This window comes from Roseibium sp. AS2 (assembly GCF_038900065.1).
Taxonomy (GTDB): domain Bacteria; phylum Pseudomonadota; class Alphaproteobacteria; order Rhizobiales; family Stappiaceae; genus Roseibium.
Genome location: NZ_JBBMQN010000008.1, coordinates 88,631 through 100,670 on the forward strand (window position 1 = coordinate 88,631; position 12,040 = coordinate 100,670).

The following is a 12,040-nucleotide window of genomic DNA, read 5'->3' on the forward strand; positions in this document are numbered from 1 at the left end:
GATCAACTCACATCGCAGTCTTGGTTTGGCGTGAGTACACGTAACAGATGATTTCCGCAACCGCCCGGAAGAATTCCGGAGGGATCATTCTTTCGACTTCTGTCGCGGCGAAGAGAGAACGGGCGAGCTGGCGGTCCTCGATCACCGGAATATTGTTGCTTTCCGCGATCTCCCGTATTTTGAGGGCAATCAGGTCCTGCCCCTTGGCGACGACAATCGGGGCGGGGCTCTGGTCGCCGTCATATCTGAGCGCCACCGCGAAGTGGGTCGGATTGGCGATCACGAGAGTGGCCTGGGGCACCCCGGCGATCATGCGGTTGCGGGCGCGGTCGCGGGCCAGGGAACGCTGGCGCGCCTTGACGATCGGGTCGCCCTCCATCTGCTTGTGCTCGTCCTTGATCTCCTGCTGGCTCATGCGCAGGTTCTTGCGCCAGTGGGCGCGCGACCACAGGATGTCGACGGTAACGAGCAGGATGGTGACGATGCACACGCCCGCGATCAGCTTCATGGAGATCTGCAGGATGGCTTCGGGCAGGGCACTGGGGTCCGTGAACATGGCGTTGATCAGTTCCGCTTCATTTGCCCGGAACTGGCCATAAACGATGGCGCTGACCGTGGAAAATTTGAATACAGCCTTGAGGAACTCCACAAGACCCTGTGCGCCGAAGATCCGGTTCCAGCCCTTGGCGAGCGAGAGCTTGGAAAAGTCCGGCTTGATCCGGTGAAGGACGATACGCGGAGCGTTTTGCAGGAAGGCGGAGGCGAGACCGGCCGCAGCGAGCAACGCGACGATGGGTGCCAGGAAGACAAGCACCTCGACGGAAACCGCATGTGTGAGCAGCAGGGCATCGGCGCTGTTTGCAAGGGTCACCTCTCCTGACAGGTCGAGAAGATGCGTCAGCTTTTCAAGGAGCTTACGCGACGCGGCGGTGAGGACGAAACTGCCGATCAGAAGGGTCGCGACAAAGGTTGCCAGAACGGGGGCTTCCCGTGATACCGGCGTGTTGCCCTTTTCCTGGGCGTCGCTGATCTTCTTCTCGGTAGGTTCCTCTGTTTTTGAGTCCTTGTCTTCGTCCGACATCTGCCTGTGTGTGGCTCCGGCTTAGTGCGTTCCAATCCGACTGCAGGTGCCGTCAGGCAAAGAATGCCCCGTCGTCCTGCTTCGGATTGAGCTCGATTTCGCCGCGCCCGGCCATTTCCAGGGCCAGGTTGGTGATCGCGCTGCGGGCGTCCAGGACATCGCGCTGCGCTGCAGGTTCCGCCGCCGCAAGCTCGTGTTCGGCAATGCGCCGCGCACGTGAGGTCAGCGAGGACAGGATCACCTCCCGGAACTGGGCGTCGGTGCCCTTCAGGGCCATGACGATCCGGTCCGTCGGGATCTGGTCGAAGATCGCCATGCGGGTGCGGGCATTGAGATTGGTGATGTCGTCGAAGGTGAACAGCAGGCCCTTGAGCAGTTCCGCGGTCTTCGGCCGGACCTCGTTGAGGTTGTCCAGCGCGTCTTCCATGTGTTCGCGATCCATCTTGTTGAGGATGTCGGCCATGCGGGCGTGACTGTCGGCTTCCAGCGTGCCGGACAGGTTGAGCATGAAATCCTCGTGCATGGTCTTTTCCACATCGCGCATGATTTCCGGCACCACCGCCTTGATCGACAACATGCGCCGGACAAGCGCGTTGCGCGTGTTCACATTGATCTGGCCAAGCACCTTGGCGGCTGCGCTCGGCTTTATCTTGGTCAGGATCAGGGCCGCGGTCTGCGGGTGTTCCTTCAGAAGATAATTGGCGAACACGGTTTCCGACACGGTTGTCAGCCGGTCCCAGATGGACCGGTTGGAATTGCCGAGCACATCCGACATGATGTCGGCGAGCTCTTCGTCCGGCAGCACGCCTTCCAGCAGTTTTTCCACTTCGTTGGCGGACCCGTAAAGGGTCGTGCCGTGGGAAAACTGGTCGATGAACTCCTCCGCCAGCTTGTCGAGTTCCTCCGAGGCCACCGTACCGAGCTGGGCTGCGGTGACGGTGATCAGGCGGATCTCCTCCTGGTCGAAGTGGCGCAACAGCTTCTGCGAGCTGGTCTTGCCCAGCGACAGGAGCAGGGCGGCCACACGCTGGACGCCGGTGAGACGTCTGACAGGCGGGGCGGGCGGTCTGGCCAGGGACGCGGCGGTCGCGGCGGCAGCGTTGGCGGTGCTGGTCATTCTTTCATTGATCCTCAGGAGACAGCCTCGTCGAAAACGGTGGGCTCAGCGAGCCTTCCGCTCCGGGTGTCACATTTCCAGGGCACCAGTCTGGGCGCTGATGATTTCCGTCAGCGACACGCCGAAACGGGAATTGTCGTCTTCCACGACAACGACTTCGCCGCGCGCGATCACCCGGCCGTTGACGACGATGTCGATCGGCTCGCCGACCCGGTGATTGAGCGGAATGACCGCGCCCCGGCCGAGTTTGAGAAGATTGGAGACCAGCATCGTCGCCGATCCCAGAACCACCTGAATGTTGACCGGAATGCCCAGGATGGTGTCCAGGTTGCGGTCGTCGCCGATGGTGTCGGCCATCTTGTCCTTGTCGGGCGCCTCCACCTTGGCGAAATTGGTGGCGTCGGCCGGTTTGGCCTTGGCGCCTTTTTCAGCCTCGATGTGTTCGATGATGGTGTCGCTCATTACATCTTGTCCTTCTGGTTCATGGAGACGGTGCGGAACGGGCTTTGAAGCGGGGTGTCGATGCGGTGCACACGCGCCGGCGGCTGTTCCACGACCGGGCCGCGATGGATGGTTGCCGGTTTGCGGCCGCCGGCAGTCGACGCAGTCCCCGTGGCAGCGGTGGCAGCCGTGGCCGCCTGCAGGGTCGCAGCGACGGCCTGGTCAGCCACCGTGTCCTCGACGAAGAGATCCAGGTCGTTCCGCGAAGGCGTGAAACTTCTTGGAGCCTCCATCAGGGCGGTTGCCTTGGAGAGTTCCTTCAGCTCCGACTTGAGCACCGCCTGCTGGCGCTTGGCTTCCCGTGTCAGGGCATCGATCTCGGCGATCAGCTCGCGTGCGTCATCCATGCGGCTGCCGAGCGCGTTGAGGATCTGGGCACTCTTGACGTTGATCTCCTGGATCGACACCTCGATGCCGTCCAGCGCCAGAGATGTCTGGTCGAAAATGCGCTGGTAATCAGCGTGATAGCTGCCGAGCCGGCGCAGCTCCCGGTGCATGGTCAGCATCCGGATGCTGGTCGCGACCAGCGCAAGCAGCAGGACGCCATCAACGATTGCGGAGATCATCGAACAGATCCTTTTCTTCCTCGTGAATGAGTTCCTCGATCTGCAACGTGTAGGAGCCGTTCAACTGGCCGAGCTGGCAGGTGAACACGGGCTGTTCGTTGCAGGAGAGAGTGACCGGAGACCGCGCCGTTGCCTGCAGCTCGATAACCTGTCCGACCTTCAGGTCGGAGAGCTCGCCGAGGGACATTTCGCGTTCTTCCAGGATTGCTTCCAGCTTGACTTCGGTGCGCTGGATCTCGTTGTGGAAGTGCTGCGTCCATTGCTTGTCGCGGCCGGACATCTCTCCGGACAGGACCTGGGAAAGCCGCTGGCGCAGCGGGTTGAGCGTGGAGTGCGGCATCACCACGAAGACCTCGCCCCCGCGGCCGATGGCCTGCTGAAGCAGCCGGGCAACCACAGCCGGATTGTTGCGCCGGCCGACAACCGCGAAATCCATGCGGCTTTCGATGCGTTCCATCTTCAGCGTGGTTTCCGCGATCGGGGCAAAGCTCTCGGCCAGCGCCTTGGACGCGACCTCGAACATGGTCCGGGCGATCCGGGTCTCGATGTTGGAGAACGGGCGCTCGTCGTCGATGGGTGGTTCGGTCCCATCGGCGCCGAAGAGCACGTCCACAAGGGTGAAGATGAAATCCCGGTCGAAGCCGACCAGCACGCGCGCATCCCACTCCGGTGAATAGAGCACGGCGACAAGCGCGTTGGATTCAAACTCGTCGAGAACGTCGCCGATGCGGTTGTTTTCCACATAGCTCACCGAGATGTAGGACGGCGAGGGGGATTTCTGGCGCATGGCATCGGCCATCAGCCGGGCCATGCGGTCGAACACCACCGGAAGCATCGGCAGACGGTCGACGGAGATGCCGGCGGCATCCAGCAGGCGGTCGGCGATCATCGCGCGTTCGGAGCTGGAATTGGCGGAGCTGGCGGTTGCTGCTTCGATCATGGCTTAGGCAGCTCCCTGCATGTCCTGGACGGGTTCCGTGCTGGCACTCATGGTTTCGTTCTCGACCTCGTCGATGGTCGGCCGGTCGAAGTCGGAAATGGTCTTGCGGCCGTGTTCAAGGGCGATCTGGGGATCGGCCCCGTTCATGAAGGCGAGCAGGGTCTGCTTGACGACGATGTAGGTCCTGAGCCGGCTTTCGCGGACGCTCCGGATCTTCGCCGCCAGCGGGCCGAAGAGCGAATAGGAGAAAAAGATGCCGACGAACGTGCCGACCAGGGCGGCGCCGATCAGGCTTCCGAGCAGTTGCGGCGACTGGTCGATGGCGCCCATCGCCTTGATGACGCCGAGCACGGCGGCAATGATGCCGATGGCCGGCAGGGCGTCGGCGACACTGCTCATGGCATGGAACGGTTTCATCTGATCGCGGTGGATCGTATGCAGTTCCTCGTCGACCAGCGCCTCGATTTCATGTGCCCGCGCATTGCCGACAATGATCAGCCGGAAATAGTCGCAGATGAAGGTGGTCAGGTTGGCGTTGCGCAGAACCGTCGGATATTTCTGGAAGATCGGCGATGTGTTCGGATCCTCGATATGCGGTTCAACCTGGTTTCGGCCCTTGGCGCGCAGTTCGCGCATCAGACCGTAAAGAAGCGCGAGCACGTCAAGGTATTCCCGCTTGTCGGGCACCGTGTTGCGCAGGGCGTCGGAAACCGCGAGCACGGTGCCCTTGATCACCTTCATCGGGTTGGCGACGATGAAGGCACCGATGGCAACGCCCAGGATAATGACAAGCTCCCAGGGCTGCCAGAGAACGGAGACCTTGCCTCCGAGCGCGGCAAAGCCGCCGATAAGGGACGCGCCCGCTATGAACAGGCCGATAAGAATAGTCACCTAACAGCTCCCAACTGGTGTGGAGTTCAATTCAGTTCGGGAGGACGCTAGCGGTGGAGACTTGCCCGAAGCTGACCCGGGCAGAGGGTGGAAACCGTCTTCATGCCGTCAGCCTGGCGTAAGCTCCGGTAGAGATGGTTTGCCCGAACGTCTGCCCGGATCCGGGCCCGCTACGGGGATTTAGAACCATGATCAATACCTTGACCCAGGTTCAACTATTGAGAACCAACATGGAGCGCTCGCTGGACACGGTGGCGGCGGATCCGACTGTCGAGCGTCAAAGCGAATACTATCGCGAGAACATCCGCAATATTGAGTCCATCGACGACTTTCTGGGAGATGACCAGATCTATCGCTATGCGATGACAGCGATGGGCCTTGAGGACATGATTTACGCCAAGGCGTTCATGCGCAAGGTCCTGGAAGAAGGCGTCGACGAAAATTCCGCCTTCGCCAACCAGCTTGCGGACACCAAGTACAAGAGCTTCGCCGAAACCTTCAATTTCAAGCGGTACGGCACGACCACGACGTCCTTCACCCGGACGCAGGAGGGGATCGTCGACAAGTTTCACCGGCAAACGCTGGAAGTGCGGGAAGGCGAACAGAACCAGGGTGTGCGGCTGGCGCTTTATTTCGAACGCCGGGCACCCGACATCACCAATGCCTATGACGTGCTCGCGGACCCGGCTCTTGCCGAGGCGGTCTATACGTCTCTCGGCCTGCCTCAGGCATTCGCCCTGGCCGACATCGACAAGCAGGCGGCCCATCTTGAGGAAAACCTGGACTTCGACAAATTCGGCGAGCCGGAATACCTGGCAGAGTTCCTCAACCGTTTCTCCGCGCTCTACGACCTGTCGAACGGGTCGGCGGGCGCAACGTCGCCGACGCTCAGTCTTTACAACAACGGCAGCGGCACCATCCAGATGGGCGAGGGACTTCTCGCCAGTATCCAGAACCTGCGTCTCGGAGGCGTCTGATCCATGCAATCCGCTCTTTATGTGGCGCTGTCGGCGCAAGTCGCCCTGTCCAACCGTCTGGACACGGTCGCCCGCAACGTCGCCAACATGAACACGGCCGGCTACCGGGCCGACGAGGTCAAGTTCGCCGAACTGGTCTCCAAGGCGGGGCAGGACAAGGTGAGTTTTGCCACTGGCGGCGAGAAATACATTTCGCGTCAGGGCGGCGGCCTGTCCAAAACCGACAATCCGCTCGATCTGGCGGTCGAAGGCAATGCCTGGTTCGCGATCCGCGACATCAACGGCACGCTGTCCTATACACGGGACGGACGGCTTCAGATCGCCGGGGATGGCACATTGCGCACCCTGACCGGCCAGCAGATCCTGGGAGCGGGCGGTCAGCCCATTGCTCTTGATCCGGATGCCGGTCCCCCCCTGATCACCCAGTCCGGCGATGTCAGCCAGGGCGAGGCCGGGGTTGTCGGACAGGTCGGTCTGTTTCTGATCCCCGAAGACGCCACGCTCGTGCGCTCCGACAACTCCGCGGTCATTCCCGACAAGCCCGTGACACCCGTACAGATTTTCGACCGGAACGGTGTCCGCCAGGGCTATGTCGAAGGAGCGAACATCAATCCGGTCCGTGAAATGACCAAGATGATCATGATCTCGCGGGCGTTCGAAAGTGCGACCAAAATGATCGACACCAGCAATGAAAGCCAGGAAAAGGCGATCCGCGAACTGGGGTCGACATCATGACGGCCGTAGATCCAACCGCGCCTGTCGGGCGCCCGCTGGACCTGAATGCCGTCATGAGCGGACGAGCGCCGGAAACAGCGCGGTCCGGGGCGGCACAGGCCGGGCGGACGGGGTTCAGTTTCGGGGATTTCATCGACGTCATCAACCCGCTTCAGCACATTCCGGGTGTGGCCGAGCTCTACCGTTCGGTGACCAACGACCAGATTTCCGACGGCGCCAGAAAGACCGGCAATGCACTTTACGGATTTGCCCTGGGCGGTCCAGTCGGCCTTGGCGCGATGCTGGCCTATAACGAGGTCGGTGACCGTCTGAACGATGCGCCCCCATCGGCCGGTCTGCAAACTATGCAGGTTGCCCAGGCAACTCCGGCCGCCGGAACGGGGGAGGCGGCCGAGATCCCGGTGCCACCGCGCAAACCCGGCGCCGGGCCGGACGCAAGCCCGGAGCCTGTTCAGCAGAAGGCCCTTCTCGGCGAGACCGTCGCAACCACCGGACTGCCAGCTGCAAAGGCACCGCCTCCGGTCATGCCGGTGAGCCTTGCCCTGCAAACTCCGGACAGCGCGGACAAGGTGGAACCGGACCGAAGCGACCCGATCAACGGGCTGGCCTCGTCCGTTTCCTATACCGACCTCCTGGGCACTGCCACAGCACCGTCTCCGGTCATGCCCGGTGAGGACGGTCTCAGCCGTCTTGCCACCCACAAGTCCAATCATCTTCCTCTCGATGTCTTGAAGGCTCTCCAGGTCCGCCATGCCGAACGCTCCGCATCTGAACGCTCTTGACCAGATATCAGCGTCGCTCGCGGCGCTGGAGACGGAAGTCGGACCTGTCAAGGTGAGCGGCCGGGTGACCCAGGTGTCGTCCGAGGCGATCCGGGTATCGGGTCTGTCACGCGTCGTGTGCCTGGGAGACCTGGTCGAATTCGAGGGACGCGCGGGGATCCGCCAGGGCGAAATCATCCGCCTGGAACAGAGAGATGTGGTGGTCAAGCCGCTGGAGCGGGTGACCGATATCGGTATCGGCAGTGTTGCCTCCGTCATGGGCGGGCTGGCGATTCATCCCGACATGGGCTGGCGCGGCAGGATCATCAACGCGCTCGGTGAGCCGATTGACAGTCTGGGTCCGCTCAGTCACGGCGTTGAAGCCTTTCTTCTGGATAGGGCGCCTCCGCCGGCCATGAACCGCAGCAAGATTTCCGAAGGCGTGAAGACCGGCGTTCGCGTAATCGATCTGTTCACGCCTCTCTGCGTCGGTCAGAGGGTTGGCGTTTTCGCCGGTTCAGGGGTCGGCAAATCCACCTTGCTGGGCATGCTGGCCGGTTTCGGGGATTTCGATACCGTGGTGGTCGGGCTCGTGGGAGAGCGCGGCCGCGAGGTCCGGGAATTCGTCGACGACATTCTCGGCGAAACGCTGGCGCATTCGGTGGTCGTCGCCTCCACCGGCGACGAAAGCGCCATGCAGCGCCGTCTTGCCCCCAAGACCGCCATGAGCGTCGCGGAATTTTTCAGGAGCCAGGGGCACAAGGTCCTGCTCATACTGGATTCGGCCACGAGGTTCGCGCATGCCGCGCGCGATGTCGCCCTGGCCGCCGGCGAGCCGCCTGTCGCGCGCGGGTATCCGCCCAGCGTCTTTGCGGATCTTGCGCGTCTGATAGAGCGGGCCGGTCCGGGAAGCTCGGGCGAGGGCTCGATCACCGGCATCTTCTCCGTGCTTGTCGATGGCGACGATCACAATGATCCGGTTTCCGACGCAATCCGCGGGCTGCTCGACGGGCATATCGTGCTCGACCGGCAGATCGCGGAATCAGGCCGGTTTCCGCCTGTCAACGTGCTCAGGTCCACGTCCCGTCTCGCGGACAGGGCCTGGTCACCGGACCAGCAGGAGCTGATCCATCGTATCAAGGGCCTGATTTCCCACTATGAAGATACGAAGGATCTGCGTCTGATGGGCGGTTTCCAGACCACCGGCGATGAAAAGCTGGAGAAGGCCTGCCGCCTTGTGCCGAAGATCTATGAGGCTTTGCGACAACGGGCGGATCAGGTGGTGCCCACAGATCCGTTCGCGGATCTTGCGCAGGCTCTGGCGACGGACGGATAGTCCACAGCTCCAATTGAAAGTAGAAAAGTCAAAATGCCGCTTCAACGAGCGGCGTTTTTTGTATATACCTTGTCACGGCTTAGTCAAAAACGCAGAACTTCGCGGTATTTTTCATTTTAATAAAATTTTCTCTCAGTTTGTTCGTAATGTCATTGAGTTTTTATTTAGATTACATTGTGTCCGTAAGAAGATATTCTACCATGATAATCGAAATAGTGTCCTGATTAGGGCAGAAGTGTTGACCTGAAGGCTCCGGAAAATTACCAATTCTTTATTGGGATTTTCGAGGGGCTGACATGTTCATCATAGTAGATTCACGAGAGATAGTGACCGCAGGCTATGCCTCGGCATTCGAACGGGAAGGCTACGCTTCCCTGGAACTGCAACCGCTGGAGCTGCTTGACTGGCTCGAGATTACCAGCGCGCAGGACCTGGGGGCGGTCGACGCCATCCTGCTCGGCGAAAGTGCGGAGCGGTGCAGCTTCGTGACGTCGATCCGCACGCGGTGTCCGGAGGCGCAGATCGTTGCGCTCGAAGACACGGCAAACCTGGAAAGCACGCTTGAGCTGTTTTCCGCAGGCCTGGACGATGTCTTGAGAAAACCGGTCCATGTGCGGGAGATCATCGCCCGGGTCGGCGCTTTCCGCCGCCGGATCACGTCGCGCAACAATTCCGCCGGCACAGGAGCGATTGAAGTCTTCTATGACGGCCGCGACCCCCTGGTCGGCGGCGAAGTCATGGAACTGCCGCGCCGGGAACGCCGGATTCTCGAGCACCTCGTCAAAAACAAGGGCCGCCGGGTCACCAAGACGCAGATTTTCAATGCTGTCTACGGCGTCATGAATGACGGTGTCGATGAGTGCGTCGTGGAAAGCCACATTTCGAAGCTGCGGAAAAAATTGCGCAAGAAGCTCGGCTTTGATGCGATCGAATCGACGCGCTACATCGGCTACATGCTCAAGGATGGATCCGCCTCGAAGCAGAAAATCGGTGACACCCGTCGTCCGGTTCAGGCGTCCGTCGGCACATCGCAGGCGATTGAAACGGCAGGCGACGCGCGGGTCTCCGGCAAACCGACCTTGTCGGTGGTTCACGCCTGAGCACATCGTGCCAGGCGCGCGGCCTCAGCTGTGCGGTCATAATCCGCGCAAGCCTGCCTTGCGGAAGAACGCGCTCTGAGCCGGGCGCCGCAGGGCTGCGATCTGTCGCGTGGGCCGGGCACCTCCGGGTGCAGTAAATGGCAGGCACGAGATGGCGCGGGGACTTGTTTCTATTTACAATTGATTTTTATGGAAAATTTAGAAACCCTGCTCACAATGGCATCGTAGCAAAGCTTTGACCGTCGAGCGTGGCGTGCACCGCGCGAATGTGATGGCGAAGCGTGGGGCCATGCTTCGTGTCTGTGCAGCAGGTATTGGCAATTCGCGGTCCGCAATCGGTGCGGTTTTCGCGATATACTTGTCCGTTCAGGGGAAGGCGGTTGTCGCCTTGTCCGAACGGTCGAGCAGGCACTTAGGATCGGGGTGGACGTCTTGAGTCTTAGCGGCAGTGCGTCGTTGCCATATACGCCCAGAGAAATGGGACGTTCGAGCCTTTCACGGACCTTTATACTCTACACGCTCGGCCTGTTTGCCTTGCTTGGCGTCGTCTTTATCGGCGTTCTCGCAAAATTCACCTGGGATGAGTCCCATGCCCGGGCCATTCGTGTGACCGAAGCATTCTTTCAAGCCACGAAGCGACCGTTTGAACGGGCGATCTGGACAGTGAATGCGGACGCGACGCTGCAACTCATTCGCGGGCTGGAAAGCCTGGATGTGGTCGAAAAGGTCTGGGTCGAAACTCCGGACACAGGCAATTTCGGCGAGCCCGTCACAGGCGCGCGCGCATCGGAAGCGCTCAGCTACACGTTGAATTCTCCCAGCACAATATTGCAGAAGAACGCTATCGGTCAGGTTTTCATCCTGATCGACCGGAACACGATCTCCTACGAGATCGTGTCGACGGTCGGTTTTATCGTCACCGCAATCATCATCTATCTGCTGCTTCTCGGCGTCGTGATCCGGATGGTATTCAGGCGATTGATCGGCCGTCCACTGTCCGCAATTGTCGAATATCTCTCGACGCCGCGTCTGATCGAGGATCCTCCCAAGGCGGAGTTGATGCCCGGACGCGCGGACGAAATCGGAATTCTCTCGGCGAGCCTTCAGTCGATGGTGCAGCGCCGTCATCTGGACTTGCAGAAAATTCAGGAATACCAGACCAACCTCGAGGACCTCGTGGCCCATCGCACGGATCAGCTGAAGCTGGTGCAAGAAGAGCTTATTCAGGCGGACAATCTGGCTGCCCTCGGCGCACTTGTCGCCGGTGTTTCGCATGAACTGAACACTCCGCTCGGGAATGCCCTGATGGCGGCGACCACGATCAAGGATTCCACCAGCTACCTGGGCAAGGAACTCGAAGAGCAGAGCTTGAGCAAGGAAGCGCTTGAAAACGAGGTCGAGCGCATATCGGATACCGCAAGTATCATCGAAAAGACACTCGGACGGGCGCGGGATCTCGTCGGCAACTTTCGTCAGGTCGCCGTCGATCGGCAAAGTGAGAAGAAGCGATCGTTCAATTTCGACCATATCATCCGCGAAACGCTCGCCACTCTGCAGCCGACACTCAAGAAAACACCCTTTACCGTCGAACTCGATCTGCATGCCGATGAAGTCGTCGACAGCTATCCCGGTGCGGTCAGTCAGCTTGTGTCCAATCTGGTGGAAAACGCCATCAAACACGGATACGAGGACCGCACCGAAGGCGTGATCAAACTGTCCTCGCGGATGGTCGCAGCCAGGGACGAGAGTTTGGCGGTTCCGTCGACGAAGAAGATCGTCTTCAAGTGCCAGGACTTTGGCGTTGGCATTCCCGAGAAGAATCTCAAGAAGGTATTCGAGCCTTTCTTCACGACAAAATTCGGCAAAGGAGGCTCGGGACTGGGCATGGCGATCTGCTACCAGCTTGTGACGGAAGCTCTCAACGGGACCATTTCGGTCTCCTCCAAAGTCGGTTCCGGTACCGAGTTCACCATCGAATTTCCGGCAATCGTGCCCGTGAAGACAACGACGCAGCGCGGACAGAAGGTGCATTGAC

At 60.5% G+C, this 12,040-nt stretch carries 12 protein-coding genes; 6 read left to right on the forward strand and 6 right to left on the reverse strand.

Features of this window, described 5'->3' with window-relative positions; genetic code table 11:
• Window positions 1-7: 7 nt before the first annotated feature.
• The 6 genes from flhB to motA form a co-directional block, all read right to left on the reverse strand.
• Window positions 8-1,081, reverse strand: a complete 1,074-nt coding sequence (gene flhB / locus WNZ15_RS21515) for a flagellar biosynthesis protein FlhB (protein ID WP_342895083.1) — start codon at window positions 1,079-1,081, stop codon at window positions 8-10.
• 52 nt (window positions 1,082-1,133) lie between these two features.
• Window positions 1,134-2,198, reverse strand: a complete 1,065-nt coding sequence (locus tag WNZ15_RS21520) for a flagellar motor switch protein FliG (RefSeq protein ID WP_342895084.1) — start codon at window positions 2,196-2,198, stop codon at window positions 1,134-1,136.
• 69 nt (window positions 2,199-2,267) lie between these two features.
• A complete protein-coding gene (gene fliN / locus WNZ15_RS21525; protein ID WP_342895263.1) occupies window positions 2,268-2,555 on the reverse strand; it encodes a flagellar motor switch protein FliN in 288 nt (95 codons plus the stop codon).
• 104 nt (window positions 2,556-2,659) lie between these two features.
• On the reverse strand, window positions 2,660-3,265 hold the full coding sequence (locus WNZ15_RS21530; protein ID WP_342895085.1) for a hypothetical protein: 606 nt from the start codon (window positions 3,263-3,265) through the stop codon (window positions 2,660-2,662).
• Window positions 3,246-4,205 (reverse strand): FliM/FliN family flagellar motor switch protein, encoded by a 960-nt coding sequence (locus WNZ15_RS21535; protein WP_342895086.1) that lies wholly within the window; start codon window positions 4,203-4,205, stop codon window positions 3,246-3,248. Before WNZ15_RS21535 ends, WNZ15_RS21530 begins: the two co-directional genes overlap by 20 nt.
• A 3-nt stretch (window positions 4,206-4,208) precedes the next feature.
• Entirely contained in the window at window positions 4,209-5,096 is an 888-nt protein-coding gene (gene motA / locus WNZ15_RS21540; RefSeq protein WP_342895087.1) for a flagellar motor stator protein MotA, read from the reverse strand.
• A gap of 188 nt (window positions 5,097-5,284) precedes the next feature.
• Between motA and WNZ15_RS21545 the strand changes: the two genes are divergently transcribed.
• The 6 genes from WNZ15_RS21545 to WNZ15_RS21570 all read left to right on the forward strand — a co-directional run bounded on the left by WNZ15_RS21545 (window position 5,285) and on the right by WNZ15_RS21570 (window position 12,039).
• Window positions 5,285-6,073 carry a DUF1217 domain-containing protein gene (locus WNZ15_RS21545; RefSeq protein ID WP_342895088.1) on the forward strand — a complete coding sequence of 263 codons (789 nt, stop codon included), beginning with the start codon at window positions 5,285-5,287 and terminating at the stop codon, window positions 6,071-6,073.
• A 3-nt stretch (window positions 6,074-6,076) separates the two neighbouring features.
• Window positions 6,077-6,808, forward strand: coding sequence for a flagellar basal-body rod protein FlgF (flgF, locus tag WNZ15_RS21550; RefSeq protein ID WP_342895089.1), 732 nt, complete (start codon window positions 6,077-6,079; stop codon window positions 6,806-6,808).
• Window positions 6,805-7,590 (forward strand): hypothetical protein, encoded by a 786-nt coding sequence (locus tag WNZ15_RS21555; protein WP_342895090.1) that lies wholly within the window; start codon window positions 6,805-6,807, stop codon window positions 7,588-7,590. Before flgF ends, WNZ15_RS21555 begins: the two co-directional genes overlap by 4 nt.
• The gene (locus WNZ15_RS21560) at window positions 7,559-8,905 is read left to right on the forward strand and encodes a FliI/YscN family ATPase (RefSeq protein WP_342895091.1); all 1,347 of its coding nucleotides are present in this window, start codon (window positions 7,559-7,561) and stop codon (window positions 8,903-8,905) included. Before WNZ15_RS21555 ends, WNZ15_RS21560 begins: the two co-directional genes overlap by 32 nt.
• A 296-nt stretch (window positions 8,906-9,201) precedes the next feature.
• Window positions 9,202-10,005 (forward strand): response regulator transcription factor, encoded by an 804-nt coding sequence (locus tag WNZ15_RS21565; RefSeq protein ID WP_342895092.1) that lies wholly within the window; start codon window positions 9,202-9,204, stop codon window positions 10,003-10,005.
• 477 nt (window positions 10,006-10,482) lie between these two features.
• On the forward strand, window positions 10,483-12,039 hold the full coding sequence (locus WNZ15_RS21570; RefSeq protein WP_342895093.1) for a HAMP domain-containing sensor histidine kinase: 1,557 nt from the start codon (window positions 10,483-10,485) through the stop codon (window positions 12,037-12,039).
• The last annotated feature ends 1 nt before the right edge of the window (window position 12,040 follow it).

Coding starts and splice junctions, on each gene's coding strand:
- flhB (WP_342895083.1), bottom strand. CDS start 1,081: ATGTCGGACGAAGACAAGGACTCAAAAACAGAGGAACCTACCGAGAAG.
- WNZ15_RS21520 (WP_342895084.1), bottom strand. CDS start 2,198: ATGACCAGCACCGCCAACGCTGCCGCCGCGACCGCCGCGTCCCTGGCC.
- fliN (WP_342895263.1), bottom strand. CDS start 2,555: ATGGCCGACACCATCGGCGACGACCGCAACCTGGACACCATCCTGGGC.
- WNZ15_RS21530 (WP_342895085.1), bottom strand. CDS start 3,265: ATGATCTCCGCAATCGTTGATGGCGTCCTGCTGCTTGCGCTGGTCGCG.
- WNZ15_RS21535 (WP_342895086.1), bottom strand. CDS start 4,205: ATGATCGAAGCAGCAACCGCCAGCTCCGCCAATTCCAGCTCCGAACGC.
- WNZ15_RS21545 (WP_342895088.1), top strand. CDS start 5,285: ATGATCAATACCTTGACCCAGGTTCAACTATTGAGAACCAACATGGAG.
- flgF (WP_342895089.1), top strand. CDS start 6,077: ATGCAATCCGCTCTTTATGTGGCGCTGTCGGCGCAAGTCGCCCTGTCC.
- WNZ15_RS21555 (WP_342895090.1), top strand. CDS start 6,805: ATGACGGCCGTAGATCCAACCGCGCCTGTCGGGCGCCCGCTGGACCTG.
- WNZ15_RS21560 (WP_342895091.1), top strand. CDS start 7,559: ATGCCGAACGCTCCGCATCTGAACGCTCTTGACCAGATATCAGCGTCG.
- WNZ15_RS21565 (WP_342895092.1), top strand. CDS start 9,202: ATGTTCATCATAGTAGATTCACGAGAGATAGTGACCGCAGGCTATGCC.
- WNZ15_RS21570 (WP_342895093.1), top strand. CDS start 10,483: ATGGGACGTTCGAGCCTTTCACGGACCTTTATACTCTACACGCTCGGC.